Source organism: Thermoanaerobacterales bacterium, from assembly GCA_030019475.1.
Lineage (GTDB): Bacteria > Bacillota > Desulfotomaculia > Desulfotomaculales > JASEER01 > JASEER01.
Genome location: JASEER010000017.1, coordinates 23,177 through 48,964, shown reverse-complemented (window position 1 = coordinate 48,964; position 25,788 = coordinate 23,177). Strand labels below are relative to the sequence as shown.

27 protein-coding genes and 1 riboswitch are annotated in these 25,788 nt (G+C 64.9%); of the genes, 10 read left to right on the top strand and 17 right to left on the bottom strand.

The genetic code is table 11. From position 1 onward, the window contains the following. Together QMC81_06255 and QMC81_06250 are read right to left on the bottom strand one after the other, a co-directional pair. The coding region (locus QMC81_06255) for a hypothetical protein (GenBank protein ID MDI6907071.1) at positions 1-423 on the bottom strand (423 nt) is incomplete at its 3' end. Positions 424-534: 111 nt separating this feature from the next. Continuing rightward, a complete protein-coding gene (locus QMC81_06250; GenBank protein ID MDI6907070.1) occupies positions 535-723 on the bottom strand; it encodes a hypothetical protein in 189 nt (62 codons plus the stop codon). A 113-nt stretch (positions 724-836) separates the two neighbouring features. Here QMC81_06250 and QMC81_06245 point away from each other — a divergent pair, with 113 nt between their 5' ends. Beyond that, the gene (locus QMC81_06245) at positions 837-1,439 is read left to right on the top strand and encodes a stage II sporulation protein M (GenBank protein MDI6907069.1); all 603 of its coding nucleotides are present in this window, start codon (positions 837-839) and stop codon (positions 1,437-1,439) included. An 11-nt stretch (positions 1,440-1,450) separates the two neighbouring features. Here QMC81_06245 and QMC81_06240 read toward each other — a convergent pair whose 3' ends face one another. Both QMC81_06240 and QMC81_06235 read right to left on the bottom strand, forming a co-directional pair. Continuing rightward, a complete protein-coding gene (locus QMC81_06240; protein MDI6907068.1) occupies positions 1,451-3,169 on the bottom strand; it encodes a Na/Pi cotransporter family protein in 1,719 nt (572 codons plus the stop codon). A 16-nt stretch (positions 3,170-3,185) separates the two neighbouring features. After that, entirely contained in the window at positions 3,186-3,665 is a 480-nt protein-coding gene (locus tag QMC81_06235) for a universal stress protein (GenBank protein ID MDI6907067.1), read from the bottom strand. A 158-nt stretch (positions 3,666-3,823) separates the two neighbouring features. Between QMC81_06235 and QMC81_06230 the strand changes: the two genes are divergently transcribed. Further along, positions 3,824-4,069, top strand: coding sequence for a hypothetical protein (locus tag QMC81_06230; protein MDI6907066.1), 246 nt, complete (start codon positions 3,824-3,826; stop codon positions 4,067-4,069). 13 nt (positions 4,070-4,082) lie between these two features. Here the strand turns inward: QMC81_06230 and alr are convergent, their stop codons facing one another. The 4 genes from alr to QMC81_06210 form a co-directional block, all read right to left on the bottom strand. Further along, the gene (gene alr, locus QMC81_06225) at positions 4,083-5,279 is read right to left on the bottom strand and encodes an alanine racemase (GenBank protein MDI6907065.1); all 1,197 of its coding nucleotides are present in this window, start codon (positions 5,277-5,279) and stop codon (positions 4,083-4,085) included. Continuing rightward, positions 5,276-6,361, bottom strand: coding sequence for a peptidoglycan bridge formation glycyltransferase FemA/FemB family protein (locus tag QMC81_06220; GenBank protein MDI6907064.1), 1,086 nt, complete (start codon positions 6,359-6,361; stop codon positions 5,276-5,278). Before QMC81_06220 ends, alr begins: the two co-directional genes overlap by 4 nt. Before the next feature lie 277 nt (positions 6,362-6,638). Then, positions 6,639-6,896, bottom strand: a complete 258-nt coding sequence (locus QMC81_06215) for a hypothetical protein (protein ID MDI6907063.1) — start codon at positions 6,894-6,896, stop codon at positions 6,639-6,641. 79 nt (positions 6,897-6,975) lie between these two features. Further along, a complete protein-coding gene (locus tag QMC81_06210) occupies positions 6,976-8,781 on the bottom strand; it encodes a DUF255 domain-containing protein (GenBank protein ID MDI6907062.1) in 1,806 nt (601 codons plus the stop codon). Between the two features lie 148 nt (positions 8,782-8,929). On the opposite strand from QMC81_06210, the gene QMC81_06205 reads away from it, so the two are divergent. Beyond that, positions 8,930-9,172: a DUF3243 family protein gene (locus QMC81_06205; GenBank protein MDI6907061.1), complete on the top strand. Its 243-nt coding sequence runs from the start codon at positions 8,930-8,932 to the stop codon at positions 9,170-9,172. A gap of 191 nt (positions 9,173-9,363) precedes the next feature. Further along, complete coding sequence (locus tag QMC81_06200) at positions 9,364-11,802, top strand: heavy metal translocating P-type ATPase (protein MDI6907060.1); 2,439 nt, start codon at positions 9,364-9,366, stop codon at positions 11,800-11,802. A 49-nt stretch (positions 11,803-11,851) separates the two neighbouring features. On the opposite strand, the gene QMC81_06195 is transcribed toward QMC81_06200, so the two are convergent. Further along, on the bottom strand, positions 11,852-12,022 hold the full coding sequence (locus QMC81_06195) for a DUF2892 domain-containing protein (protein MDI6907059.1): 171 nt from the start codon (positions 12,020-12,022) through the stop codon (positions 11,852-11,854). A gap of 124 nt (positions 12,023-12,146) precedes the next feature. Between QMC81_06195 and QMC81_06190 the strand changes: the two genes are divergently transcribed. Beyond that, positions 12,147-13,844 (top strand): FAD-dependent oxidoreductase, encoded by a 1,698-nt coding sequence (locus tag QMC81_06190; GenBank protein MDI6907058.1) that lies wholly within the window; start codon positions 12,147-12,149, stop codon positions 13,842-13,844. A 73-nt stretch (positions 13,845-13,917) separates the two neighbouring features. Here QMC81_06190 and QMC81_06185 read toward each other — a convergent pair whose 3' ends face one another. The 3 genes from QMC81_06185 to QMC81_06175 form a co-directional block, all read right to left on the bottom strand. Next, the gene (locus QMC81_06185; GenBank protein MDI6907057.1) at positions 13,918-14,766 is read right to left on the bottom strand and encodes an amidohydrolase family protein; all 849 of its coding nucleotides are present in this window, start codon (positions 14,764-14,766) and stop codon (positions 13,918-13,920) included. A gap of 226 nt (positions 14,767-14,992) precedes the next feature. Continuing rightward, positions 14,993-15,400 (bottom strand): secondary thiamine-phosphate synthase enzyme YjbQ, encoded by a 408-nt coding sequence (locus tag QMC81_06180; protein ID MDI6907056.1) that lies wholly within the window; start codon positions 15,398-15,400, stop codon positions 14,993-14,995. Next, entirely contained in the window at positions 15,381-16,046 is a 666-nt protein-coding gene (locus QMC81_06175; protein MDI6907055.1) for an HAD family phosphatase, read from the bottom strand. Before QMC81_06175 ends, QMC81_06180 begins: the two co-directional genes overlap by 20 nt. A 751-nt stretch (positions 16,047-16,797) precedes the next feature. Between QMC81_06175 and splB the strand changes: the two genes are divergently transcribed. Next, positions 16,798-17,820 (top strand): spore photoproduct lyase, encoded by a 1,023-nt coding sequence (gene splB, locus QMC81_06170; GenBank protein ID MDI6907054.1) that lies wholly within the window; start codon positions 16,798-16,800, stop codon positions 17,818-17,820. A gap of 169 nt (positions 17,821-17,989) precedes the next feature. Here the strand turns inward: splB and dinB are convergent, their stop codons facing one another. Next, on the bottom strand, positions 17,990-19,150 hold the full coding sequence (dinB, locus tag QMC81_06165; GenBank protein ID MDI6907053.1) for a DNA polymerase IV: 1,161 nt from the start codon (positions 19,148-19,150) through the stop codon (positions 17,990-17,992). A 128-nt stretch (positions 19,151-19,278) separates the two neighbouring features. Between dinB and QMC81_06160 the strand changes: the two genes are divergently transcribed. The 4 genes from QMC81_06160 to QMC81_06145 all read left to right on the top strand — a co-directional run bounded on the left by QMC81_06160 (position 19,279) and on the right by QMC81_06145 (position 23,302). Beyond that, entirely contained in the window at positions 19,279-19,776 is a 498-nt protein-coding gene (locus tag QMC81_06160; GenBank protein ID MDI6907052.1) for a nitroreductase family protein, read from the top strand. A gap of 159 nt (positions 19,777-19,935) precedes the next feature. After that, a riboswitch (ZMP/ZTP riboswitch) is annotated at positions 19,936-20,019 on the top strand. Between the two features lie 57 nt (positions 20,020-20,076). After that, positions 20,077-22,266, top strand: a complete 2,190-nt coding sequence (gene fdhF, locus QMC81_06155) for a formate dehydrogenase subunit alpha (GenBank protein MDI6907051.1) — start codon at positions 20,077-20,079, stop codon at positions 22,264-22,266. Next, positions 22,241-22,816 carry a 4Fe-4S dicluster domain-containing protein gene (locus QMC81_06150; protein MDI6907050.1) on the top strand — a complete coding sequence of 192 codons (576 nt, stop codon included), beginning with the start codon at positions 22,241-22,243 and terminating at the stop codon, positions 22,814-22,816. The genes fdhF and QMC81_06150 overlap by 26 nt, the downstream gene beginning before the upstream one ends. Positions 22,817-22,837: 21 nt before the next feature. Further along, positions 22,838-23,302, top strand: coding sequence for a 4Fe-4S binding protein (locus QMC81_06145; GenBank protein MDI6907049.1), 465 nt, complete (start codon positions 22,838-22,840; stop codon positions 23,300-23,302). Here QMC81_06145 and QMC81_06140 read toward each other — a convergent pair. From QMC81_06140 to QMC81_06125, 4 genes are all read right to left on the bottom strand, one after another. Continuing rightward, positions 23,215-24,045 carry an AAA family ATPase gene (locus tag QMC81_06140; GenBank protein ID MDI6907048.1) on the bottom strand — a complete coding sequence of 277 codons (831 nt, stop codon included), beginning with the start codon at positions 24,043-24,045 and terminating at the stop codon, positions 23,215-23,217. The two genes, QMC81_06145 and QMC81_06140, sit on opposite strands and share 88 nt — an antisense overlap. A gap of 84 nt (positions 24,046-24,129) precedes the next feature. Continuing rightward, a complete protein-coding gene (locus tag QMC81_06135) occupies positions 24,130-24,414 on the bottom strand; it encodes a heavy metal-binding domain-containing protein (protein MDI6907047.1) in 285 nt (94 codons plus the stop codon). Continuing rightward, positions 24,405-24,980 (bottom strand): 4Fe-4S binding protein, encoded by a 576-nt coding sequence (locus tag QMC81_06130; protein MDI6907046.1) that lies wholly within the window; start codon positions 24,978-24,980, stop codon positions 24,405-24,407. The genes QMC81_06135 and QMC81_06130 overlap by 10 nt, the downstream gene beginning before the upstream one ends. Positions 24,981-24,984: 4 nt before the next feature. Beyond that, positions 24,985-25,755 carry a LytTR family DNA-binding domain-containing protein gene (locus QMC81_06125; protein ID MDI6907045.1) on the bottom strand — a complete coding sequence of 257 codons (771 nt, stop codon included), beginning with the start codon at positions 25,753-25,755 and terminating at the stop codon, positions 24,985-24,987. Positions 25,756-25,788 lie beyond the last annotated feature (33 nt).

The following is a 25,788-nucleotide window of genomic DNA, read 5'->3' as shown; positions in this document are numbered from 1 at the left end:
GTTCGACGACATGCCCCTGGCTACGGCGTCGAACGTCGTAAAGGCCTCCTCGAGGGGACGACCCAATTCCTCGGCGATCCGGCGGCGGATCTCCGGCGCATCCACGGGCGGGACGGCATCCTGGAGCTTCTCCAGTTCACGGATGTAGTCCTCGCTCAACAGGTCGCCCCGTATGGACAGGGCCTGGCCGAGCTTGATAAAGGTGGGGCCGAGTTCCTGCAAAACCAGGCGCAGGCGCTCGGGAGGCGACCGGTGGAGGATTTCGTCCTTCCGGCCCCGCCGTACCAGGCGGCGCGAGCGGGCGACGAGTTCAGTCCGCCCGAGCTGCGACAGCAGGTAATCGAAGCCGTGCCTGGTAAGCGTACCCGCGATGGCGCGGTAGCGCCGGGCATACCGGTGGTGTCGTCTGATCCAGGAGAACATCCCTATCCATCCCCATCCTTGTGCGGCGGGCCGGAAGACCCCTCTCCCGTTAACATGCGTTTCTAATCTTCACCTTTAATCACGGCCGAAGGATCAGCGCCACCTTGCGCGTCAGCCCGATCTCGGCCAGGGTCTCCACGACGGCGTGAATATCCTTGTAGGCCTGGGGGATTCATCCAGGACCTTCTGCTCGTTCGCGGCACGCAGAACAACTTCTCCCAGGGCTGACCTCAAGGCGAAGTCAGCCTGGCACGCCATGGCGGCCAGGTTGTAACGGCCTTCCTTCGGGTCAATGGGCACGCAGGCCGGCCCCCCGGCCGGGAGGTCTATACCGTAATGAGGCGCCGCCGCGGCCATAGTCCTTGTTAGTCGGTACTGTCTTGCCCTTGGCAGCGAGCATGGATTGTGGTAAGGTGTGGGAAAAACGGAATGGGAGGGCGTTTGCCCTGACACCCGCCCTGCTTCGCAACGGTTTTCTGGCGGCCGTTATCCTCTTTGCGGCGGCGGCGGCCGCCGGCGCTTATTTTTCGGACGCCGTGGGCCGGTTCCTGGAACCATCCCTGGATGGCTTAAAGGAAATGGCCCGGGCCAGCCGGGCGCTGGCCCCGGGCACACGGGAGGCCGTCCTGGCCGCGGGAATCTTCCTCAAGAACCTCTCGGTGGCCCTGATCCTGCTGGCCGTCGGGCACATCCTCCTGGCCCTGCCGGCACTCCTCGTGATCGCTACCAACGGGCTGATGGTGGGCTTTATGGGAGTGGTCCTGGGACAACAGGGCATCTCCCCCTGGGCCTATGTCCTCGGCCTGGCGCCGCATGGGGTGATCGAGTTGCCGGCGCTCCTGCTTGCCGCCGGGTACGCCCTGTCCACAGCCCACCTCCAGCTTTACGGGCGGGATGCGCCGTCCGTCGGCCGGCGGATGGCCTTCCTGCTGAAGGTTGTCCTTCCAATGCTGGCCGTGGCCGCCGCGGCCGAGGTCTACGTCACCCCGCACGTCCTGGCCCGGGTGCTAAGGTAATAACGCGGGGACTAGGCTGAAACCGCCCGGTTCTCCTTTTTCTCCTCCGTTACATCATCCGCCGCTTTTTTTGCCACGGCCTGGACACCGGGGAGACAGCATTTGCTCTTGGCAAGCTGCTCCAGAATGGTGAACGCGATATCCCGTACGAGTTCGCTGAGCTGCTGGTAACTGGTCAGGAACTCCAGGTGCAGGTTGCTGGTGGCTTCCGTCTCCTTGATCCCCTCCGTCAAACGGTGGACGTGTGCCTGCCGCAGTTCCCGAACCAGGGTCGCTATCCGGGGCTGACCGGTTACCGCCTGCTCCGCGAGACAGAAGTCGTCCTGTACCAGCGCTTTGTGCGTCACCCGCATCAGGTCGCTCACCTGGCTGATGACCTTTGACAGTTCGTCCCTGCCCCGCGCGGAGAACTCAACGCCCTGCGCCATTTTGCTCTCGATAAGGAACTTGATATTCCGCTCCACGATGTCAGTGATCTTCTCCAATCCGTCCAGCACGTGTATAAGCCCCATGGCGTACTCCATTTCATCGCGGCTCAGCGGCTGGCGCAGGACACGCGTAAGGTAGGACACCGCCGTCTTGCATAAGGTGTCCATTACTCTTTCTTTATGGGTAATGCGGTCCAGGAGGTCCGTGTTGCCCTCCAGGAGAGCACGTTCCGCGTCGCGCACGACCCTCAATGTCTCGGCGGAAAGGCGTACCGTTTCCTTGCGCGCCAATCCGATGGCCACCGAGGGGGCGCTGATGACCTCCTCGCGGAGGTACTTGGGTTCCAGTTCGGGGATCTTCTTGTCCGGCAGCAGCCTTTCAAGTATCAGACAGCCGAAGTTGCTGAAGGGCAGGAAGACCACCGCCAGCCCCACGTTAAAGAAGGTATGGGCGTTGGCGACCTGGAACGCCACCGAGGGCGTGACGTGGGTTAACAGCGAGCCGTACCAGGGCACGACGGGGAAGAGCAAAGCCGTACCGCCCATCTTGGCCAGAAAATGGGCCATAGCGACCCTTTGCGCCTCCCGGCGGGAACCGATGCTCGCCAGCAGGGCCGTGAAGGATGTGCCCACGTTGGCCCCGAGCAGGAGATAGATGGCCCCGTAGAGGTCGACCATGCCCTTGGTGGCCAGGACCATGACAATCCCGAGCACCGCGGCGCTGCTGTGCACCAGGAAGGTTACCAGGGCGGCCACGATCACGGCCAGCACCGGGTTGCTGCTGACGGCCAGGAGGGTGTCCGTAAAGGCCGGTACATCCTGCAGAGGATGCATCGTGTCGCCGATGATCTTGAGGCCGAGAAACAGCAGGCCGAACCCGGTGATGGCCTGACCGATCCGGCGGTGACGGTCCCTCTTGGCGAAGAAAACGATAGGAGCGCCCAATCCCACGATCAGGAGCGACAGTTCAGTAAACTTGAGGGCGATAAGCTGGGCGGTGATGGTCGTGCCGATATCGGCGCCGAGGATCACCGGCATACACTGCCTCAGGGTAATGACGGCCGCGCTGGTAAGGCCGACGAGGATCACGGTCGTCGCCGTGCTGCTCTGGAAGAGGACGGTGACAACAACACCCGCCAGAACACCAAAAACCGGCCTCTTGGTCACCGATTCCAGCATCTGGCGAAGCTGACGGCCGAGGATCTTCTGCAGGCCGTCACCCATCACCTGGATGCCGTACAGGAGGATGCCGACCCCGCCCAGGAAACCGAAAGCCATGAAAGCCCATGATGCGTCTGTCAAAGCGTATCGCCTGCCTCTATTTGACGATCAGGACGGGGCAACGTGCGCTGTTAAGAACCTTGTAGCTTACACTTCCAAGCAAAACACCCCGTAGCGGTCCTGAGCCGCGGCTGCCCATGACAACGACATCATAGCCCTTCTCCTCGGCGTACCGGATAATCTCCTCCGCGGGGTCACCGAAGACCACCAGCTTTTCGACGCGTACGGGGCGCTCCTTAAGCTTCTCCAGGGCGACGGCGTAGGCCTCTTCGAGGATGCTGTGCCCCTCCCTGGTCGCCGTCTCGATCGCCGCCTGTTCCTGCCGTTCCACCTCGCCCAGCCCTCCGGTCAAACCCCCGCCGGGCCCGTGGAACCATTCCAACGCCGACGGTGCTTTCCCGACGTAAACCAGGGTCAGTGTTCCGGGAGCATCGCGCAGGAGGATGTCTACCGCCACGTGGACCGCACGAATAGAGTTCGCCGAACCGTCAACGGCGGCCAGGATCTTGGTCAGCATTCCAACATCACCCCGTGTAATTTATAGTCATAACAGCTCCGACTTGTTACCGTTTTCACTAACCAATAAGATAATGTGTTTTCTGATTATTTGCAAGAGGGGGGTTGTATGAATAAAGCTGCCCAAGGATAAACAAACTGCACACTAGGTGTTGAGTGATGAGCCATAAGAAGGATTTCGACCGGCTGCGCACCCTGAGGCAATACGACTACTTGCAGTGGGAAACGGCCAAGGAGATAGGGCTGGCCGATGAGAATAAGTCGGTGAACGGTATCGTTCCGCCATCCCAAGCGCCCGACCCCGGGCGCGGACCCGCCGCCCTGGTCGAGGCCGGAGAAGAGGCCCTGGCCCGGGAAGGCCGGTGCAAAGCGGAAGCGAACCTCGCCGACCGGGACAACCGTTAAGAGGGACGGCCCCTCAGGCCGACGGCGTGCCGAAGGCCACTATTCGCCGCTCCGCCGGCAGGGCCACCTTAATCGGCCGGCCCGTCTCGATGTATACCCGGGGCACCCTGGACGAGACGGCGGTCCAGCGGCACTGAACAGTCGCCACGTCGCCCTCCTGGACATCCATGCCGCTTATGTCGACCAGGCAGTGTTGCATGCCAACCCGCCCTACCAGCCGCGCGGGACGACCGGCCAGGCGCACGCCGTTCCCGCGTGACATGGCGCGCCAGCCTTGCAGCCCGGCCATAACCACCCGGCTCAACCAATCCAGCGGGCGCGCCACCGGGCGAACCGGGTCAAGCATGAACCCGTCGGCCAGGCCGACGGCCAGGACGCCGACGGTCATATCGCGGTTGGCGATGAAGTCGCTGCCGTACCCTACCCCCTCGCCCCGCGCCACCCTGCGGACCTGCACCACCCTCGCCTTCAAGCTCCAGGTGAGCCTGACGTCGAGGCCGGAACCATGCGCCCCCACGCCATAGAGAAGGTTCCCCACCCTGACCATGTCGAGATAAGACTCCGGCAGCCCGACGACTCCGGCGCTGTTCGCGGCATGGGCTATGGGCGGCCTGAGCCCCCGCCGTGTCAACTCGGCGAGAACGGACTCGAACTGTTCCAACTGTCTCCTGTTCCTCCGGGCGTCCGGGTGCACGAAGTGGGTATAAACGCCCTCCAGGGCGATCCCTTCGATCTCCGCCAGGCGGGCGCAAAGCTCCGGCGCCTCCGCCGGCCCGACCCCGCCGCGCCGCATGCCGGTGTCCACCTCCAGGTGTACCGGCACGGTCCGTCCCGCCCGCCGGCCGGCGGCGCCCAACGCCCGGGCCACATCCTCGGCGGCCACATTGACCGCCACGTCCAGGGCCACCGCCTCGTCCACCTGCTCCAGGAGCGGCGACGCAAAGACCATGGTCGGCGCCTTGATCCCGGCGGCGCGCAGTTCCCGCGCCTCCGCCAGGCTGAAGACCCCCAGGCGGTCGGCCCCGTGCGCCATGACGACCCGCGCCACCTCGACCGCACCGTGCCCGTAGGCATCAGCCTTCACCACCGCCAGCAGCCGTACCCGGGGGCCGATCATCTTACGCACTTCCCGTACGTTATGGGCCAGGTTGTCCAGGTCAATCTCCACCCAGGTCGGCCCGACTTCCGGTAAAAGCCGCGCTTCGCTCACCGGCGGCCACCCCCCGCCAGGCGCTTCCGCAACTCCGCCAGCCGCCCCCGCCAACGACGGTAGCGCGGTTCGCCCCATTGCCAGAGGTTATAGATAACGGGCGCGAAGACGTAGTCGAACTCGCCGACGAATTCCACGAAGTCACCGTTGAAGCCTTTCTTGAAGCGGTACAGGCCGTAGAGGGGGTTGTCCGGGTTCAGATCGCCCGAAACCCCCCGAAAGTCGTACATCCGGCAGCCGAGTTCCTTCGCCCAGCAGATCATAGCCCACTGCAGGGCGTAGTTCGGCATCGCGTCCCGGTGCCGGTTTCCCGAGGCGCCGTAGATATACCAGGCCTTGTCCCCGATGGTGAAGGCCAGCGTGGCGGCAATCGGCTCCCCCTGGTAATCGGCCATGAACAGCCGCCCGTAGCCGCGCTCGATGATGTGGCGCCAGATGAGGTCGAAATATCCCGCACCCCGGATAAGGAAGCGGTCGCGCTCCGCCGTTTCCCGCAAGAGGGCGTAGAAGGCCGGCAGATCCTCGGCCGTCCCGGTGCGCACCGTCACACCCCGGCGCCCCGCCAGCCTTATATTGTAGCGCGTCTTCGAAGAGAACGAGGCAAAGATTCCGTCCAACTCCCGCTCCAGGGAAAGCCGGAAGACAAACCGGGGCTGCACGCCCTCGAAGTTCGGACCCCGCGCCAGTTCACGGAATCCCTGGTCCAGCAGGAAGGCCGCCGTCGCCGGCTCCGCCGGCAGATCGGGGTCGATCTTCCAGAAAACGGCTCCCCGCTTTTCGGCTAATTCCCGGACCGCCCGGCACAGAGCGGCGAAGGCCTCGGCATCACCGAAGTCGACCACCGGCCCCCGCGGGGAATAAAAAATGGGACGCCTGACGACGGGCAATTCCCGCTCGAGGATGCTGACCGCGCCCCGAATACCGCCATCATCATCTTCCAGCACAAGGCGGTGTGCCCGCCAGCCGGTGCCGGCCTTGACCGCACCCCAGGCCCAGGATTGCAGAATATGACCCTTGGCGTGCCCGGCTACAAAAGCATCGAACCTTTCGCGCTCCTTCTCCTCAAGTACACGCCCCCGCAAACCAACACCCTCCACCCAAACGGCAAACAGCCATACACAAACTCCCCTTGCGGCGCGGCATCTTTCACCGGTCCGAGGGGAAGACGATCACCGTTTTCGAGAATGTTGGACAGGATTCGCCGCACGGGGGGTGGATTCCTGCCTTGCGGATACGGGTCGCGGGAGGCGGGGTACGGATGCGGGCGGATGAAAATCGGGTTGGGTCACCGGGCCGGCACCGCCGCGCAAGGGGGCGGTGAGCCCGGTGCGCGCGCCACGCGGCGCTGTGCCGGCCTGGCTACGTCAGGGCGTCACCAAGGCGCACCGCCTCGGCCCGCACCCCGGGCACACGGAGCAGATCCTGGCGAAACTTCTCGGCGCCGGCTTCGTCAGCCTGGAAAGTGACGCTGATAATCCCCCGTTTCCGCGAGGGGTCCGGAATCCCGCTGCGGTTGAGGATCACCGACCCGTAACGGGTGAGCACTTCCTGCACTTCGGGTCCGTGCACGGCGCGTTCTTCGATCAGGACACCCATCAGGTAGATCCCGTCAAGCATACGTGGACTCTCCCCTTTCCTGTCTCTCCCGTTTGGCACCTAGGGTCACCGGAGAGGCGCAGGAATATGCCAGGCACGCTTATCCTGGTGCGGTTGCCGGATCGCCGGGGGCCCCCTTGGCGTCCGGCGCCTGCGCCCGCTGCAGCAGGTCGACCAGTTCCGCAGGCCCGCCGACCGGAGCCAGGCAATGCCTGCCGATACAGACGTACGCCTGGGGTTTCGCGCCGGCTGCGTATCCGGCTTCCCGCAGCGCCTCGTCGTGGCGCCCGGCCTCGAGCAGGCGCACGGCCTTCCCCGGCCGGTAAGCGGCCAAGGCAGCGCGATGCAGCGCCGCCGTCTCTTTGCCTGGTCGCCCGACCACCCTTACCGTCGTCGCGGGAGCCAGGCATTCGTAAACGGCGAGGGCCAGGCCGGCTGCGTGGATGCCGGCCTCGCGCCCGCCGGCCAGGGCTGTCTTCACCGCGGCGACGGCTTCCCGCCGGTCGTCTTCCGTTCCGGTCAGGGCGGACTGCTCAACCAGCCACCGCGCCGCGCGGGCATTGCTCTGGAAATCGACCAGGGGGACGGCCAGGGCCCCCGGCGCCCCCGGGTCGGGCGGGATATCGTAGAAGCCCCCGTTTGGGGCCCGTAGCCGGGCACGGCAAACGGCGGCCAAAGCCCGCGAACGCTCCAGCCAGACCCCGTCCCCCGTGCCCTGGTAGGCCGCAAGGCAGGCCCTCCCGGTCGCCACCTGGTCTTCAAGCCGGCCCACCAGGCTCACCAGGCCTTTGTCATCGATCACGTGGCCCATCCCTTGCCCTTCACGGTAGGCGCGCCGCCAAAGGGCGTTCAGGGTGGCAAGCGCCATCTCCTGCCAACGGCCCTCCCCCGTCACCCAGGCCAGCTGGCAGAGGCTCCGGACCAGAAGGGCGTTGAAGTCGGTGTAAATGCGGCGGTCGATGTAGGGGCGCCCCATCCGGCGCCGCTCCGGCAGGTCGCGCATATAATACCCCTCGTCGGCGTCCTGGCTTCCGGCCCAGCAACGGGAGTCCGGAAGGTGGAGGTTTTCCTCCAGGTAGCGCATGACGTCCCTGGCCACGTCCAGGAAGTGGACGTCCCCCGTCACCTGGTAGGTCAGCGCCAGTACCCCCAGGAGGCCGGCGTTGTCTTCGAGCATTTTCTCGTAATGAGGAATAAGCCAGTCCCGGCTGGTACTGTAACGGAAAAATCCCCCTTCGACCGGGTCGTACATGCCCCCGCCCGCCATCACCTTCAGGCTGAAGGACGCCATTTCAAGATCATCCTCGCGGGACCCATGGTAATAAAGGTTCAGGGCCATCTCCAGGGCCTCCACCATGGGAAACTTGGGCGCGCGTCCGAACCCCCCGTACCGGCGGTCGAAGGCGCGGCGCAACCGGCCGGCGACACCTTCATAAAACTCCAGCGTGAGTTCCTCCGTTACGGCGAGCTCCGGCCCACGCAGGATCGGCTCATCCGACCGGAAGGCCTCCGGCTCCTCGGCGAACAGGCGGCTCGCCTTCTCCAGCAGCGGGCGGAGTTCGTCGGGCGGCATATAGGTCCCGCCGGTCACCAGCCGACCCTCGGGCGTCAGGATGGCCGTCGTCGGCCACCCGCCGAGGTTGTACCGGGCATTGACGTCCGGCCGCTGGTCCGTGTCCACCCGTACCGGGATGAACCGCTCATTCACGAGAAAAATGATCTCCGGGTCGGAGTAGCTGGTCTCGTCCATAACGTGGCACCAGTGGCACCAGACACCGCTGATCGACAGGAGGACCAGCTTTCGCTCCACCAGCGCTTCAGCGAAGGGGGCATCCCCCCATTCCCGCCAGTTGATCTCGTGCGCCCGGTTCGGGCGCGGTGAAAAGTGAAACCGCTGCTCCGCCACTGCAGACCATCCCTTCGAGCCTAGTTTAACCCCACCCGGCCATAACCCCGACAATCACATCGCTGACACAATCTTCCTGAATCAACCTTACACCAACGTTAAAACCTAAGACATACAAAGTCAAACGAATAAAGGGAGTGACTTTTGCATGGATCCGAAGCTGGCATCATTCCCCAAGGAGATCGCCGAGAAGATCCAGGAGGGCAGAGGAGCCGGGCTCTCCAACGAACAGATCGCGGAAGGAATCGTTCACCTGGGGAACGTCGTCGCCAAGTTCGTTAAGCCTGATTCTCCGGAAGAGGCTTTAATGGAAAAGATGTGGCAGGTCAGCACCGACGAAGAGAAGCGCACCATGGCCAACATCGTGCTCCGCATGGCGGACCGGCTCTAGCACCCGCCTCTTTCATTCCTTTAACGGGCGGATGCCTTGCGGCATCCGCTTCTTTGGCTCCTCGGGATGCCATGCTTTTCCTGGCGCAGTGCCGAGCCGCATGCTACTCTCAGGAGAGAAACCCCGCCGTCCCGGTCAGGATTGCGGGCAGGGGGGCTCGATACCCGCGGGCACAATGAGGAGGGGCTGCCATGAGCGCCAAGGGACTCCCGGTTGTCGAACCGCCCCCGGAAGCCGCGGCGCCCGCTGAACGCTCGGCGACCGTGGCCGTGGGAGGCGTTACCTGCGCGGCCTGCGTGGCGCGGATCGAGCGGCGGCTGAACGCCATGGAGGGCGTGCGTGAAGCGCGGGTCAACCTGGCCGCCGGCAAGGCCACCGTTATGTACGATCCGCGCCGGGTCGGCCTGGCCGCCATCGTCCGCGCCATTACGGACCTGGATTACACCGTCGAGACCGCCACCCTCAACCTGGACATCACCGGGATGTCCTGCGCCGCCTGCGCCGCCCGTGTGGAGCGCCGGCTGGCGGCCGCCGACGGGGTGCTGGCGGCGAGCGTCAACCCGGCCAATAACCGGGCCCTTGTAACCTACCTCCCTGCCGTGACCGGGCTCTCCGACTTGAAACGGGCGGTCGAGGAAACCGGGTACGGCGTCGCGGTTCCCGAATCCCCCCGGGCAAGCGACGGCAAGATTCCCGGCAGCGGCGAGGCCGCCCGCCAGAGATTCTGGCTCATTGTAGCCGCCCTCGCCGCCGCTCCCCTCTCATATGCCATGTTCGCCGAGGTCTTCGGGCTGCCCCTGCCCATGTTCCTTATGGACCGTCTTTTCCAGTTCATGTTGGGCACCGTCGTCCAGTTCGGCCCCGGTTTTCAATTCTACCGCCGCAGCTACCTGAACCTGCGCCATGGCAGCGCCAACATGGACGTCCTGGTCGCCCTCGGGACCACCGCGGCTTATGTCTACAGCGCGGCCAACACCTTTTTCCTCAACGGTTTCGTCTATTACGAGACCTCGGCCATCATCATCACCCTGGTTCTTCTCGGCCGCTGGCTGGAGGCCGTGGCCAAGGGCCGCACCTCACAGGCCATCTCCAAGCTGATCGCCCTGCAGCCCAGGACGGCCCGCGTCATCCGGGACGACGCCGAAATCGATATCCCGGTGGATGAAGTCCGCGCCGGCGATCTGGTCGTGGTCCGCCCCGGTGAACGGCTGCCGGTGGACGGCGTCGTCCGCGAGGGGCACTCCAGCGTGGACGAGTCCATGCTTACTGGCGAAAGCCTGCCGGTGGAAAAGGGACCGGGCGACCGGGTCACCGGCGCCACGATCAACCGCCACGGAAGCCTGATCTTTGAGGCGACCAGGGTCGGGCGGGACACCGCCCTCGCCCAGATCATCCGCGTCGTCGAAGAGGCGCAGGGATCCAAGGCCCCCATTCAGCGTTTCGCCGACGTCGTCGCGGCTTATTTCGTGCCGGCCGTGGTCGGCATCGCCGCCGTGACCTTCCTGGCCTGGTTTTTCGGCACGGGCGCCCTACGACCGGCGCTGCTGAACATGACCGCCGTCCTGGTCGTCGCCTGTCCCTGTGCCCTCGGGCTTGCCACCCCCACGGCGATCATGGTCGGCACGGGCCGCGGGGCGGAGATGGGCATCCTGATCAAGGGCGGAGAATCCCTGGAAAGGGCGTGGAAGCTGAATACCGTCGTCCTGGACAAAACGGGCACCATCACCCGGGGACACCCGGCGGTGACGGACATCGTGCCTTTCGGCCGGGACCTCGACCCGGACGGACTCCTTGCCCTGGCCGCCGCCGGCGAGAAAAACTCCGAACACCCTTTGGCCCAGGCCATTGCAGCCTACGCGGCCGAACGTGATCTTTCCCTCCCGCCGGTCTCGGACTTTGCGGCGGTTCCCGGACTTGGCGTGCGGGCCACGGTCGGCGGCCAAAGCCTGCTCCTGGGCAACCGCCGCCTGCTGGAGGGCGAAGGGATCGCCCTAGGCCCGGCGGATGAGGTGGTATTGGATCGCCTGGAGAAGGAGGGCAAAACCGCCATCCTCGTCGCGGCCGGCGGCCGCCCCCTGGGCACCGTGGCGCTGGCCGATACCGTCAAGGAGCATTCCCGGGAGGCCGTCACCCGGTTAAAAGAGATGGGATTTAACGTCGTGATGCTCACCGGAGACAACGAGCGCACGGCCGGGGCCATCGCCGCCCAGGTGGGCATCGATGAGGTCCGGGCCCAGGTGCTGCCCGAGCATAAGGCCGACGAGGTCGCCCGGCTGCAACGGGAGGGTCGTACCGTGGCCATGGTCGGCGACGGGATCAACGACGCGCCAGCCCTGGCCACCGCGGATCTTGGCATAGCCATCGGCACCGGAACCGACGTGGCCATTGAAACCGCCGACGTCGTCCTGATGGGCGGCGACCTGCGCGGGATCGTATCGGCCATCCGTCTCAGCCGCCGCACCATGGTCAAGATCCGGCAGAACCTTTTCTGGGCGCTGATTTATAACACCCTGGGGATCCCCCTGGCCGCGTCCGGCGTCCTTAACCCGATCATCGCCGCCGCCGCGATGGCTTTCAGCTCGGTCTCCGTTGTCACCAACTCCCTCCTCCTGAGACGTTTCAGTCCTTGAGTCCGGTTCCGGGTTCCACGGTTGACCAACCGGCCAGGTCCATCACGATTCAGTACCGGCTGACCGCCTCCAGGAGCAGGGCGAACCCCACAACGGCGGCCGCGGCCGCCCACCCGGCGGAAACGACGCCCGCCGCCGCCAGGATCAGCAGGCCGGCCCCGAGGATACCCCGAACGGCCTGATCGACACGCCCGATGTTGCGCTCCCAGTCCAGCCGCAACGTCGATACCCCCTTCCATCGCCTAGCGTTTGCGCGCCGCGCCCGGTATATACGAAGGGCATCGGAGGGCGGAGACGGGGGTACGACTAAAAAAAGCAATTCCCGATAGAGAGGAGAACAGCCCATGGCCCCGTTGCGCATCGTCGTCATCGGCGGCGTCGCCTGCGGCCCCAAGGCCGCGGCCCGCGCCCGCCGGCTTGACCCCGAAGCCGAAATTACGGTCCTCGAGCAGGGAGAACACATCTCCTACGCCGCCTGCGGCATACCCTACTACATCGGCGGCCAGACCGAGCACCTGGAGGCGCTGCTGAGCACGCCCGTCGGCATCAAGCGCGACCCCGCCTTCTTCCGCCGCGTGAAGGCCGTTGACTTCCTCACGCGGACCCGCGCCGAGTCAATTGACCGCAAGAAGAAAGTGGTCCACGCCGTTAACCTGGAAACGGGCGAACAGCTTTCCCTGCCCTACGACCGCCTGGTGATCGCCACCGGGGCGCGCCCGGCCCGACTCCCGGTCCCCGGAACCGACCTGCCCAACGTCCACCACGTCTGGACGCCGGACGACGCCCAGGTCATCCGCAGCAAGCTGGCCACCGGTAAGATCGGCCAGGTGGTGATCGTCGGCGCCGGCCTGATCGGCCTGGAGGTGGCCGAGTCGATCCTGCGGGCCCGCGGCCTGCCGGGAGGTCCGCCCCGGGTGGTCGTGCTGGAGGCCATGCCCCACATCACCCCGGCCCTGCTCGATCCGGAAATCGCCGCCCTCGTAACCAAGCACCTGAACATCAATCGCCTGCAGATCCGCGTCAACGAGTTGGTCCAGCGCATCGAACCCGCCGAGAACGGCTCTATGAACGTTATCACACCAAACGGCGCCGTCCCGGCCGACCTCGTCCTGGTGGCCATCGGCGCGCGCCCCAACGTCACCCTGGCACGTGAGGCCGGCCTGGAAATCGGCGGGACCGGAGCAATCAAGGTCAACGAGCGCATGCAGACCTCCGATCCCGACATTTACGCGGGCGGCGACTGCGTCGAGAGCACCCACCTCATCACCGCCAAATCGATCTACACGCCCCTTGGTTCGGTGGCCAACAAGCAGGGCCGGGTTATCGGCACGAACATCGTCGGCGGCCGTGAAACCTTCCCCGGCGTTCTGTCGACCTCGATTTACAAGGTCTTCGACTATACGGTCGGGCGTACCGGCCTGACCGAGAAACAGGCCCAGGACTTCGGCTACCAGGTCGAAACCATTCTCGTCGCCGGCTCGGACCGCGCCCACTTCTACCCGGGGCATGCCGCCGTCCACGTCAAACTGGTTGTCGACGCCCCCTCGCGCAAGCTTCTGGGCGCCCAGATCGTCGGCCCCGGCGAGATCAACAAGCGCCTGGACGTCATCGTCGCCTGCCTGCACATGGGGGCGACGGTGGATCAGCTCGCCTACTTCGACCTGGCCTACGCGCCGCCGTACAACACCTCGATGGACGTGCTGCACCATGCGGCCAACACCTTGCGCAACAAGCTGGACGGCCTGGCCCGGACCATCGAGGTCCCGGAGATGAAGGAGATGCTGGAACGCGGGGAGGATGTCGTCTTCGTCGATGTGCGCACCAACCGCGAGTTCTCGGACGTCCCCCCGATCCGCGACCAGGTCAAGTTCATTCCCCTGGCCAAGATACGCGAACTCCACGAAAGGCTGCCACGGGACAAGACCCTGGTTCCCTACTGCACGGTGAGCATGCGCGCCTGGGAGGCGCAGCGCGTCCTGGATGGACTCGGTTTCAAGGATGTCCGTTTCCTGGAGGGCGGCCTCTCCTCCTGGCCGTACTAACACCAGATGCCTCTTAAACATAACCCCGCCCTCACGGCGGGGTTTTTTGTCACCCTGGACCTCATTTGATTCTTCAGGGAACATCCCAGAGGTCAAGGGCATTACTACGGAAGACATGGCGCAGGGCCATTTCCGGCAGGCTTAGTCTCTCCAGGAAACGGGGGAAGGTTTCGTAGTCACCTTCGATCACCGGTGCGTCGCTGCCGAAGATGATGCGCTCGGGGTAGCGGCGCAGGATCGCCTCCAGGGTTTCGGTCGGCAGCCCCATATGCCGGTCGGTGACCGCGGCCAGGTCGAAATAAAGGTTGGGATAACGGTCGGCAAGGCGCAGAAAGCGCGGGTGCTCCCACATTCCGAGATGAGCGACCTGGACCTTTAGATCCGGGTAGCGCCGCATTAAGGCCGCGAAGCGTTCGTAACCCAGCCAGGGGGTCGGGTAGGGTGCGCCGCCGGCGTGGATGAGCACCGGCCGGCCCCGGTCCAGGGCCGCCTCGTAGACCGGGAAAAGCCGGGCGTCGTCGGCCGCTACCTCCTGCACCGCACAGTGGACCTTGAGGCCCGCGAAACCAAGTTCGTCGAGGCAGCGCCTAGCCTCCGCCGCCGGGTCGGGATCGTCCGGATGGACCGTCCCCAGGGGAAGGACCATCGGGTGTTCACGCGCCAGATCCGCCAGCCAGTCATTGAGGAAGGTGGCCAGGCCCGGTTTGTGGGCGTAGGCGCAGCCCACCGCCCGCGACACTCCTTTGCGCGCGAGGTAAGCCAGGATCTCTTCCCCCATCAACCCGTCAACCGCCAGCCGCCAATCCCGTTCCCGGAACCAGCGGTAGATCGCCTTCTGCACCCCGGGCGGGAAGAGGTGCACGTGGCCGTCAACCAGCCCGTCCCTTACCCCCGGGCGGCTGTTCCCGCTCCAATCGTCCAATGTGCTTGCCCTCCTTAACAAAGAAGCGGCCCTTGCCAGGCACAGACGGGCCGTGCTACCGCCGGCCACAATCGCGTCGACACTAAGAAACCGGCAGCAATAGCAGGGTCAAAAGTACGTATGCGGACCCGGACTTTACCCACCCGTGTTACGGGCTGCCCGGTGAGGCGGGGTTTGCTCACGCCGGAGGACCTGCTGCGGCTGACCGGAGGCACGCCGGCCGACGTCAAGGCGCAGCCGGCACGACGCAGACTTGAAGGCGGCGGCGGCGGGGACCGTCGAATTCGGCGAAGAAGACGCCCTGCCAGGTGCCCAGGGCCAGGCGCCCCCCGGCCACGGGGATGCTTATGCCCGACCCGACCAGGACGGCCTTGATATGGGCATCGCTGTTGCCCTCGGCGTGGCGGTAATCCCCCCGCCGCGGCACAAGCCGCGCGAGGTGGGCCAGGAGGTCCTCAGCCACCGCCGGGTCGGCGTGCTCGTTGACGCAGACCCCCGCCGTGGTATGCGGCACCCACAGGTGGCACACTCCGTCCGGGACCCCGCTCTCGGCAACCACACGGTTGACCTGCGCCGTCACGTCCACCAACTCCTCGCGCGCATGGGTCACGACTTCAACGGACCGCCACGGCATTCGTCCACTCCCCATCCCCCGCCAATCGCGGCAACAACACCGGCAGAAGCGACCGTGCGTCCTCATGCCGCACCGTGACATGGGCCAGGACCTCGACCTCCGGGGCGGCGTTGAACGCTACTCCGAGGCCGACCAGCGGGAAGACCGCGGCATCCCCGGAGCCGTCGCCGACCATCGCCACTTCTCCCGGCATGACCCCGAAACGGCGGCAAATCGTCGGCAGTTGCCCCGGCTTCCCGTCCCACCCCACGTTAATGGTAACCCGGCCGTCAATGACTCCGCCGGAGAAACCCAGCTCATTACAAATACAAAGATCAAATCCAAGCGGGTCGGCCACCCGGCGCACGAGAAGGTCCAGGCCGGAGGAGAGAACCGCCAGGCGGCAGCCCCGCTCCCGCAGGGTATTCACCAACTCCGGCACCCCGGGGCGCAAAGGGATGGCGGCCACCGCCTCCTCCAGGCGCGCACGCGGCACCCCCCGCCAGGCGGCGACGTCGCGGTCGGCGAACTCCCGGTAGGTGATCCGCCCGGCCAGGAAGGCGCTGAGCGAGCGCAAACCGTGGCTCTCCCAGGTCCCAAGGTGCTCGTGGATATACTGCCAGACGCTGTGCACCGGCGTCAGCGTCCCATCCATGTCAAACACCACGGCCTTGAGCGGCCGCCTTATCTTCTGCCTGATGAGCGTTCACCCTTCCCGCTTCAAATCACGCTCATATATTCTCCCCCGTATCCCGAATACCTCCCCGGGAAGACCGGCAACTTCCCGCAAGGGGCCGTTAAAAGGCCGGCGTCCCCTGGGCCGTTTAGGTCCCCGGGGACGCCGAAGCCGGCAGTATTAAGTGTTAGAGATTTCTCGTTTGCGATCTCTTACGGTGCGCCTCGGCCATCAGTACCATAAAGCCCAAGGCGAAGACCATGACCATCGCCAACGACGTACCGAGCCAGGACAATGTCATCGCCTCCTTTCCCTATTAACTGACCGGAGCCGCCTTTTGTGACAACGGTCTCGAGTCCCATTTCCGCCGGGGCTTTCGTCACATTCCGGGCACGGTTATAATGTAGCCAGAGCAACAAGGGTGAACGGGAGGGTCCAGCCGTGCCGTTTCTGCGCTACCTGGGCATCGCCCTGCTGGTTGTCGCCGGGCTCCTGCTCTATTACTACTGCGCCCCATGAGGGCCCCGTATCTGGCGCTAGTGCGGCGCCTTGCATGCCAAAGCAAGAAGGATATTCCCTGTGCACCGCTCTGACCGCTTCGCCGTCCTGATGTTCTCCCTGGGCCTTCTGGGCCTCGCCCCGGCGGCGCTTCTCATCCTGCGGCAGTAGACCGGGGAGACCCGAGCACCCCGTTTGGTTAACGGGCCGTTCCCGGGGGCAAGCTAAAAAAGGGTGAACACCGGTGGCCTTTGAACCCGAAGCCGTATTCGTCCGCGAGCGGGCCCTGGACTGGCCCCGGGGCCGGGAAATCGCGGCCTATTTCCGTGACAGGGGAGTCCCGGTAACCGTCCTTGGTCCCCGGCAGCGCGTCCCGGTTCCGCCCCTCGAAGGCCCGCGCCGGGGCTACATCCGCGCGAAGCGCACCCTTGTGGTGACCACCGTCAATGCGGCTCGCTTTCTGCCGTCCAAGCCCTCCGCCGACTACCAGCTGCCGCTTTCTTCAGGCTGCCCGAGCTTCTGCGAGTACTGCTACCTTCAAACCACATTGGGAAAAAGGCCCTATGTGCAGGTCTACGTCAACCTGGAGGAGATCCTCTCCCGTGCCCGGGCATACCTGGATGAGGCCGGGGGACGGATCCGCACCTTCGAGGGCTCCTGCACCTCGGATCCCCTGCCCGTCGAGACTTACACCCGTGCCCTGCGCGACGTCATCACCTTCTTTGCCTCCCGGCCCAACGGGAGATTCCGCTTCGTTACCAAGTATACCGATGTCGGGCCGCTCACACGGCTGGCCCACAACGGCCATACGCGCTTCCGGTTCAGTATCAATACCGATCGCGTGGTGCGGGCTTACGAGCACGGGACGCCCCCCGTACCGCAACGCCTGGCGGCGTTGCGCCTGATCCTGGAGGCGGGTTACCCCTCGGGATTCATCGTGGCGCCGCTTTTCCTCGAAGGGGACTGGAAGAGCGACTATGAGGCTCTCTTCCATCTGATAAGGCAGACCTGCGGGGACCTGCGCGGAGCTGACTTTACGTTTGAGCTGATCACCCACCGCTTCACCGACCGGGCCAAGGCAACGATCCTCGAGATGTTCCCGCACACCTCCCTGCCCCTTGATCCGGGCCGGCGACAATACCGCCGGGGACAGTTCGGTTACGGCAAATACCTCTACCCCCGCGACGTCCTTAAGGAAGCCGAGGTCTTGTTTGAGGACCTCATCGGCCGCCTCTTCCCCGGGGCGCGCCTGGATTACTTTGTATAGTCACGTCCTGCTAAAAGAAGCCCGCCGGTTGTACCCGGCGGGCTGCCCGCACTGTTTGCAGAACATTCGCACTGGACTTCCCTCTCCTTGGCCCAAGTATCGTTGCTTAATATCCCCCAAAGGCCGGCACTAAACAACCGGCCCCCGTTGACCAGGAAGCCGGCCGTGCCTATGTCCGCTCATCTTTCTCCTTCACCACGAGCCGCCTCGCCCGCCACACCATCTCCCGGCCGTACCTGGCCCGGAGACCGTCCAGTGCCCGGCTGACCTCCCGTTCCTTCTCCCCGCCCCCGGAGGGAACGAGGGAGAGTTGCTCGCCCGGCGTAAGATTCGACGCCCGTACGCCGATCAGCCGCCAGGGGGGCGTACCGCCGTGGCGGTCGAACAGCTCGCGCGCCGCCTTATAGATCACCGTATCCCGGTCCGTGGCGCAGGCCAGGGTCCGGGCCCGGGTGATGGTCCGGAAGTCGGCGTACCGGAGCTTCAGGGTGATCGTCCTGGCCGTCAGGCCCTTCTTCCGTAGGCGATAACCAACGCCCTCGGCCAGTTCCATCAGGACCGACCAAACGTATTCCCTTTCCGCCACGTCGTGGGGGAAGGTCGTCTCCTCGGACACAGATTTGACCTGGTGCACGGGCACCAGCCGGCGGTCGTCCAACCCGTGTGCGTAGTTCCGCAGGGTGGCGCCGAATTCGCCCAACAAGGCCTTCAGTAACGACGCGGGAGCACACGTCAGGTCCCCCACCGTCCGGATGCCGGCGCCCGTCAGCTTCTCTTCGCTCCTCGGGCCGACGCCCGGAAGGACCTTTACGGGCAGGGGCCAGAGCACGGCCGGCACGTCCGCCGGCCAGAGGGCCTTGAGGCCGTCAGGTTTCGCCATCTCGCAGGCGATCTTCGCCAAAAGCTTGTTACCGGAAACGCCGACCGAAACCGGAAGACCCAGTTCCATTCGGACGGCATCACGGATCTGCGCCGCCGTTTCCACGCCCCTTCCGGCTTTCACGGCCAGGTAGGCCTCATCAATGGAAACGGCCTCGATGTCCGGGGTGAAGCGATGGAACACCTCCATCACCTGCGCCGACACTTCCCGGTAGCGGCGGATGTCAACCGGAAGCAACACCGCCTTCGGGCAGAGTTCAAGCGCCCGCCGCACCGGCATCGCGGAGCGGACGCCGTACTTCCGGGCCTCGTAGGAGCAGGTGGAAACCACCCCCCTGGCCCCGGGGTCCCCGCCGACAATAACCGGCCGGCCGCGGTACTCCGGATGGTCATGCTGCTCCACCGCGGCAAAAAAGGCGTCAAGGTCGCAGAGGAGGATGTCGCTGGTCATGCGATAATTGTAAAACGAAAGCCCTTGACAGCCAACAGACCCGCCAAAAATGAGGTGTAACTGAACGGGTTTGTACCGGGGGTTTATGTTATCCTAAAGACTGATACTGACGGCAGGGAGGCTCGCAAATGGAATCGACGGCCCTTATCAAGGAAAGGCGCAGCGTGCGGAAATACGAGCAGCGCGAAGTACCGCGCCATCTGGTGGAGGAAATCATCGACTGCGGCCGGCTGGCGGCGACCGCGAACAACAAGCAGCCGTGGGTATTCATCGCCGTAACCGAAGCGGAAACCCGCGGGAGGATCGCTGCCCTTACCGACTACGGCAAATTCATCGCCGAGGCCCCGGTGTGTATCGCCGTGTTCTGCAAGAGGACCGAAAAATACTACCTGGAAGACGGGTCCGCGGCGACGCAGAACATGCTGCTGGCCGCCACGGCCCTGGGGCTGGGATCCTGTTGGGTGGCCGGAGACAAGAAGAAGTATGCGGAAGGCGTCAAGCTCATCCTGGGGGTTCCCGAGGAGTTCACGCTCGTTTCGCTGATTCCCGTTGGCTACCCCGCCGACCGCGGGGGACGGGCGTCCAAGCGGTCCCTGGCGGATGTCCTGCGTTGGGAGCGCTATTGAGCCCAAAACTCCCCGTCCATTGTCGGTAGTACTTGTAGTGCCGGCAGAGTATGCCATCCGCCCGACCTAACTGTCATTAACTCCGGCCCGCGTGCCGTTCGAGGCGGAATCGTTGCCGCCGCCGCCCGATCCCCGATAGAATACGGCCAAAGTTCAAAGAACACGCAGTGTTACTGGCGGCAAAGGGTGGGCATAACCACCGGGGAACACTGCGGTGGAAAGCCGTCCGCCTGGGCAGGAAGCAGTCACCTGTGCCAGGCGTTGCTTTTATTGGCTTGCCGCGGAGGGGTGGCGGTTGACATGGAACGGGTGCTTACGGTATGTCCGTACTGCGGCGTGGGCTGCGGCCTTTATCTGCTGGTGAAGGAAGGGCGGATTACGGGGGCCGAGGGGGACCCCGCGCACCCGGTGAGCGAAGGCGAACTCTGTCTGAAGGGCTCCTTCGGTCACCGGCACGTGCACGACCCCCGCAGGCTGCAAACGCCTCTCATCCGAAAAGAAGGGAGGCTCACTCCGGTGGGCTGGGCGGAGGCCCTGGAGTACGTCGGCGCGAAACTGGACCTCCTGCGCCGGCACAACCCGGATGCTTTCGCTCTCATCGCGTCGGCGAGGGCCACCAATGAAGATAACTACGTCGCCCAGAAATTCGCCCGGACGGTGATCGGCACCAACAACGTGGATCACTGCGCCCGTTTGTGACACGCCCCGACCATCGCCGGTCTGGCGAGGAGCCTGGGCAGTGGAGCGATGACCAATTCGCTTCCGGAAATCGGTTCATTAACCGAAGCCATCTTTATCATCGGCTCAAACACAGCGGAATGCCACCCCCTGGCGGCCCGGCAGGTTCTCAAGGCGCGGGGACGGGGAGCGAGGCTGATCGTCGCCGATCCCCGGCGTACCGAGATGGCCGCGCGGGCCGATATCTGGCTGCGCGTGCCGGTGGGACGGAATCTTCCCGTGATCAACGGCATGATGCACGTGATCATCCGCGACGGCCTGGTCGACGCCTCCTGGGTCGGCAGCCGGGCCGGCGGCTTTGAAGCGCTTGCGGCGGGGCTGTCCCCGTGGACCCCGTCCCGCGTGGAGGAGCTGACCGGCGTTCCCGCCGCGGACCTGGAAGCGGCGGCCCACGCCTACGGGACCGCCGCCACGGCGGCGATACTGTACGGTATGGGCGTCACCCAATTCGTGCACGGCACGGACAGCGTAATGGCCCTGGCCGACCTGGCGGTCATCACGGGGCAGATCGGCCGGCCCGGAGCCGGGCTCTTTCCTTTGCGCGGCCAGAATAACGTCCAGGGAGCGTGTGACATGGGCTGCCTGCCGGATGTTCTGCCGGGATATTTCAGCGTTTCCGACCCCTCGGCGCGACATCGCTGCCGGCGGCTGTGGGGCGTGGAGCCTCCGGCCGGCCGCGGCCTGAGAGCGACGGAAACAGACGACGCCATCCTGCGTGGAGAAATCACGGCTCTGTACATTTTCGGGGAAAACCCGGTGCTGAGCGAACCGGATGCCGGCCGCTTTCGCGAAGCCCTCGCGCGGTTGGAACTGCTTGTGGTGCAGGACATCTTTCTTACGGAAACGGCCCGGCTGGCCACGGTGGTCCTCCCGGCCGCCGGCGCCGCCGAAAAGGATGGGACCTTCACCAACACGGAACGCCGGGTCCAGCGTGTGCGGGCCGCCGTTCCTCCACCGGGGGAGGCCAGGCCGGACTGGCGGATCTTCACCGCCCTGGCGGAGAAGATGGGCTGCGCCCCTTTTTCGTACCGGTCCGCCGGGGAGATCTGGGACGAGGTCCGCCGCCTGGTGCCGGAGAAGTTCGGCGGCATCTCCTACCGGCGATTGGACAGTCCGTCGGGTCTCATCTGGCCGTGTCCGGACGAGAGCCATCCCGGCACCCCCGTGCTTTACGAGGGCGGCGTGTTTCCGACCCCGTCGGGGAAGGCCCTGCTCCATCCGGTTCCCCATCAGGCGTCATCGCCCGGCGGCGTGGTCGAAAAGCCCGACGACGACTACCCTCTGGTGCTCACCACGGGCCGGCGGGTTTACCATTACCACACCGGAACGATGACCCGCAAGGAGTGGGTGCTGAACCAGATGGGGCCCGAGGAACTCGTCGAAATCAACCCGCGGGACGCCGGCCGGATCGGCGTCACCGACGGCGGTCTGGTCCGTGTCTCCACCCGGCGCGCGTCCTTGGCGGCGCGCGCCTGGGTCACCGAACGGGTGCCGCCCGGGACCGTTTTTATGACCTTTCATTTTTGGGAAGCATGCGCCAATGAGCTGACCGGGCGGGCCCGCGACCCGGTTTCCGGAGTGATCGAGGCCAAGGCGTGCGCGGCGAGGATGGAAAAGATTTCCTCGGTCGAGGCGCGGGCCATCCGCCGCCGGAAAAAGGAACAGTACCGCACCGACCTGGAGCCTCCGGTGAACCGCCAGACTCGCAAGAAAGGAGACGGGGCCGATGCCCAGGAGACTGGTCGTCCCTGATCCGGCCCGGTGCCTCGGCTGCTACACCTGCCTGGCGGCCTGCGCCCTCGCGCACAAAGAGGAGGGCGTGACGCCGGTACCGCGTCTGTTCCTTACGCCGCTCCCGCAGGGCAGCGTTCCCTTACCTTGCCGTCATTGTGACGAGGCGCCCTGCGCACGGGTCTGCCCGGTCGGCGCGATCGAACCGCAGGCTCAGGCCGTTGTCCTCAACGAGAAAAAGTGCGTGGGCTGCGGTATTTGCGCCCTGGCCTGCCCCATCGGCTGTATTGAGATTCAGGTCGGGCGTCAAATGTCTCCCTCCGCCGTCGGACTGGCGACGTCCATCCCTCTCCCCGCGCCGGCCGGTGAGCAGGACGAGAAAAAGGTGCGAAAGGTCGCCGTGAAATGCGACCTCTGTTACTTCCGGCCCGACGGTCCGGCCTGTATCAGGGCGTGTCCCACCAAGGCCCTGGTGCTTCTCGATGCCGGGGACGTTCACCTTTTGGCGGTGGAACGGCGGAAGGCGCATTTCGGCGCTGCCGCCGTCGATGTCCAGCGTATCTATCCATAAGGAAAGGGGGAAAACAGGAGAATGGCGGTGGCGAAAATCCAGCCTTTCCCGGTCTACCGGAGGGATCTCTGCGTGGCATGCGGCGCCTGTGCTGCGGCGTGCCGGACGGGGGCCCTGGTGATAAGCACGGCGCCCATGGCCGCCAGTATCATCTGGCGCTTTCTTCCGGAGGTGTGTATGGGCTGCGGGCGGTGCGCCAGGTACTGCCTCACCGGGGCAATCACCTTCATGCCCGGAGCGGAACAACCGCCGTCACCGCCTAAAGCAGTGATAAGAGCAGCCTTCTCCCTCCGCCGGTGCTCATCGTGCGGTGTTCCCTATGCTGCGGCCCCCCAAATCGAGCATCTCTCCACCCTCGTCCCGGATGGTTTCCTGGGGTTGTGCGTCGCCTGCCGGCGTCACCGCGCGGCCTTGTCCCTTGACCTGGTAAGCCTGGCGGGACTCCCGCACGCGCCTGTCACCGGCCCGGCCGGCCACTGCAAATGATCCAGCAGGACACGCAGGACATCTTCCGCTCCCGCCGGGGTATTGCCCCTACGGGCACCCGCTGTGTCCGACCGGTATAAAACGCCTGGATCAAGCGGGATATTCCCGATCAGAGGGGCCACATCCAGCGTCTGGCGGAGGAAATCGTCGTCGGCGATCCCGGTGCTCTTGTTGCCCACAAAGAAGACGCGGGGGATGGCGAGGTCCGCGGCCAGCGCGGCAAGGTTGCGCGCCGTGTCCACCGCCGCCCGTGTCGGTTCCACGACCACCAACAGCGCATCCATCCCGCGGGAGGCCCCGCGTGTCAAATGCTCGATGCCGGCGGCCATATCGAGGATCACCGCATCGGTCTTGTCCAGGAGCAGACTCGTGACAACGGCGTTCAAGAACGCGTACTCGCGACAGTAGCACCCCGTTCCACCCCGCTTGACATTACCCATGCGGAGAAAGCGAACCCGTCCCAGATGATAGCACAGGGTATCGAGAATGTCGTCCACCTTCGGATTGAGGGTGAAAAGGCCTCCGCCGGCGCCGGTGCAGGATTTGATCACCTTTTCCAAGTCGGCCAGAGATCGGATCGTCGCCAGATCATCCTCGGGGATACCGATGGCGAGGCCCAAATTGGCGTCCGGATCGGCATCGATGGCGTAAACCACGGTGCCCCGGCCGGCTACGAGCCAGACCAGGGCCGCGGTCAACGTTGTTTTACCGACGCCACCCTTGCCACAGACGGCGATCTTCATACTTTCACCTCTTCAGCAAAAAGAAAACCGCGGCGCATGGCCACACCCGTGGTCGGGTGGCGCGCCATCCCCGCCCGCCGGAGCCTATCTCCTGGGACCGAGGAATCTGACGGCCGTTCCCGACGCGGTGATGAGCACCTCGCCTCCGCCAATGGGGCAAACGTGAAAGGCGATCCCCACCGTCGCGTCCGCCCCCAGGGCGCGGGCCTCTTCCGCCAGCCTGGCGAGAATGGAGGACCGTCCCTGCTCGAAGATCGCCGGGCACCGCACGCCGGAGCCATCGTCCAACCAGCAACGCGCTTCGGCTCCGACTATCCCCAGGATCTCAAGGGTTTTTCCCGGAACACCGGGCGTGGTTGTCAGGACCATACCGGCACCTCCCCGCCATGTTCTCCTGAAACGGTCACGATCGCGTTTTCCGGGCACGCCGGGATGCATTGTTCGCAGTTGGTGCAACGATGGGTGACGATTCTGTAAGGCTGGTTATCAGTCCGGTACGCCACGTAACGTCGTCCCACGATCGCCTTTTCCGGACAGGCTTCCCGGCATTGATCACACATTACGCACCTTTCCGGATCTATCCGGTGGGAAACCAGACCGGGACAGACACCGGCGGCACACTGCTTTTTCGTTACATGCTCCTCCAGGGGATCCCCGTGACCTTCAAGCAATCTCCCCAACTCCGTCCAGGCCGTCCGGCCGAACTTGCAGCGAATGACGGACGGCAACCGCCGGCAGCACTCCCGGAGGCACACCTCGTCGGATGCTCCGGCATGCCCGCTGCGGATACGGCCGATGGCGGCCGCAGCCTGCTTCAAGGCGACGGTGCAGGGGATGCACCAGGACCGCACATGCTTACCGGAACCACACGTTCGGCCCGAGGCGAACGCCAGCAACCGCTCTTCGCTCTCCGTCACCCGGCAGACGGTATCCATCGTGCTACACCCCCTCCCTCGGCCGTTTTTTACGGGCACAGGCGCCACCTCTCAGACGAAGGCGCCCCTGCAATCCCAAGCGCCTTTTGAGGTCCTCCACGCGTCCCCGGCTCACCGTAACCGTACTGTGATCCGCGTCATTCATGACCAGGGTGTAGGCACCGTTAACGTCGGGCCAGATCTCTTTGATCTTGTTAACGTTGACCAGGTACGCGCGATGGGAACGGAAGAAAACATCGTTCGGCAGGCGTTCACAGAGCTGTTCCATGGTGCATCTGATCCGCACCTGATCGGCATACGTGCGCACAAAAGTGGAATTGTTGGCGGCGAAGGCATAGACAATATCCTTCACCGCCACCGGTACGGCGATGCCGTTCCTCTCACCCGTCAGCCATTTCGGTGGGGGTGCTTCCTCGCACAGTGTCTTGCGCAACCGGGCGATGGTCTCACGCAGCCGTTCATCGCTCACCGGTTTCAGAAGATAGTCGAAAGCTCCCAGAGCGAACGCCTTGACGGCGTGGTCCTCGAAAGCCGTGACGAAGACCAGTCGCGGGGCCTTGGTCATCGACTTCAATCTGGACGCCAACTCTATACCGCTGGTGCCCGGCAGCTTGATATCAAGAAAAATGACATCGTAGTCGACGGCGTTGATCAATTGCCAGGCATCATCGGTGTTCGTGGCTTCGCCGATCACTTTCATGCAGTCGCATTGTGACAACAGGTGGCGCAATTCCGTACGCGCCGGGTATTCGTCATCCACAATCAACGCCTTCATTATCACCGGCCCCACCCCGTTCAGCCATAGTCT

Coding starts and splice junctions, on each gene's coding strand:
- QMC81_06235 (MDI6907067.1), bottom strand. CDS start 3,665: ATGCTGACCAAGATCCTGGCCGCCGTTGACGGTTCGGCGAACTCTATT.
- QMC81_06230 (MDI6907066.1), top strand. CDS start 3,824: ATGAGCCATAAGAAGGATTTCGACCGGCTGCGCACCCTGAGGCAATAC.
- QMC81_06215 (MDI6907063.1), bottom strand. CDS start 6,896: ATGCTTGACGGGATCTACCTGATGGGTGTCCTGATCGAAGAACGCGCC.
- QMC81_06205 (MDI6907061.1), top strand. CDS start 8,930: ATGGATCCGAAGCTGGCATCATTCCCCAAGGAGATCGCCGAGAAGATC.
- QMC81_06200 (MDI6907060.1), top strand. CDS start 9,364: ATGAGCGCCAAGGGACTCCCGGTTGTCGAACCGCCCCCGGAAGCCGCG.
- QMC81_06190 (MDI6907058.1), top strand. CDS start 12,147: ATGGCCCCGTTGCGCATCGTCGTCATCGGCGGCGTCGCCTGCGGCCCC.
- QMC81_06180 (MDI6907056.1), bottom strand. CDS start 15,400: ATGCCGTGGCGGTCCGTTGAAGTCGTGACCCATGCGCGCGAGGAGTTG.
- dinB (MDI6907053.1), bottom strand. CDS start 19,150: ATGACCAGCGACATCCTCCTCTGCGACCTTGACGCCTTTTTTGCCGCG.
- QMC81_06160 (MDI6907052.1), top strand. CDS start 19,279: ATGGAATCGACGGCCCTTATCAAGGAAAGGCGCAGCGTGCGGAAATAC.
- QMC81_06150 (MDI6907050.1), top strand. CDS start 22,241: ATGCCCAGGAGACTGGTCGTCCCTGATCCGGCCCGGTGCCTCGGCTGC.
- QMC81_06145 (MDI6907049.1), top strand. CDS start 22,838: ATGGCGGTGGCGAAAATCCAGCCTTTCCCGGTCTACCGGAGGGATCTC.
- QMC81_06140 (MDI6907048.1), bottom strand. CDS start 24,045: ATGAAGATCGCCGTCTGTGGCAAGGGTGGCGTCGGTAAAACAACGTTG.
- QMC81_06135 (MDI6907047.1), bottom strand. CDS start 24,414: ATGGTCCTGACAACCACGCCCGGTGTTCCGGGAAAAACCCTTGAGATC.
- QMC81_06130 (MDI6907046.1), bottom strand. CDS start 24,980: ATGGATACCGTCTGCCGGGTGACGGAGAGCGAAGAGCGGTTGCTGGCG.
- QMC81_06125 (MDI6907045.1), bottom strand. CDS start 25,755: ATGAAGGCGTTGATTGTGGATGACGAATACCCGGCGCGTACGGAATTG.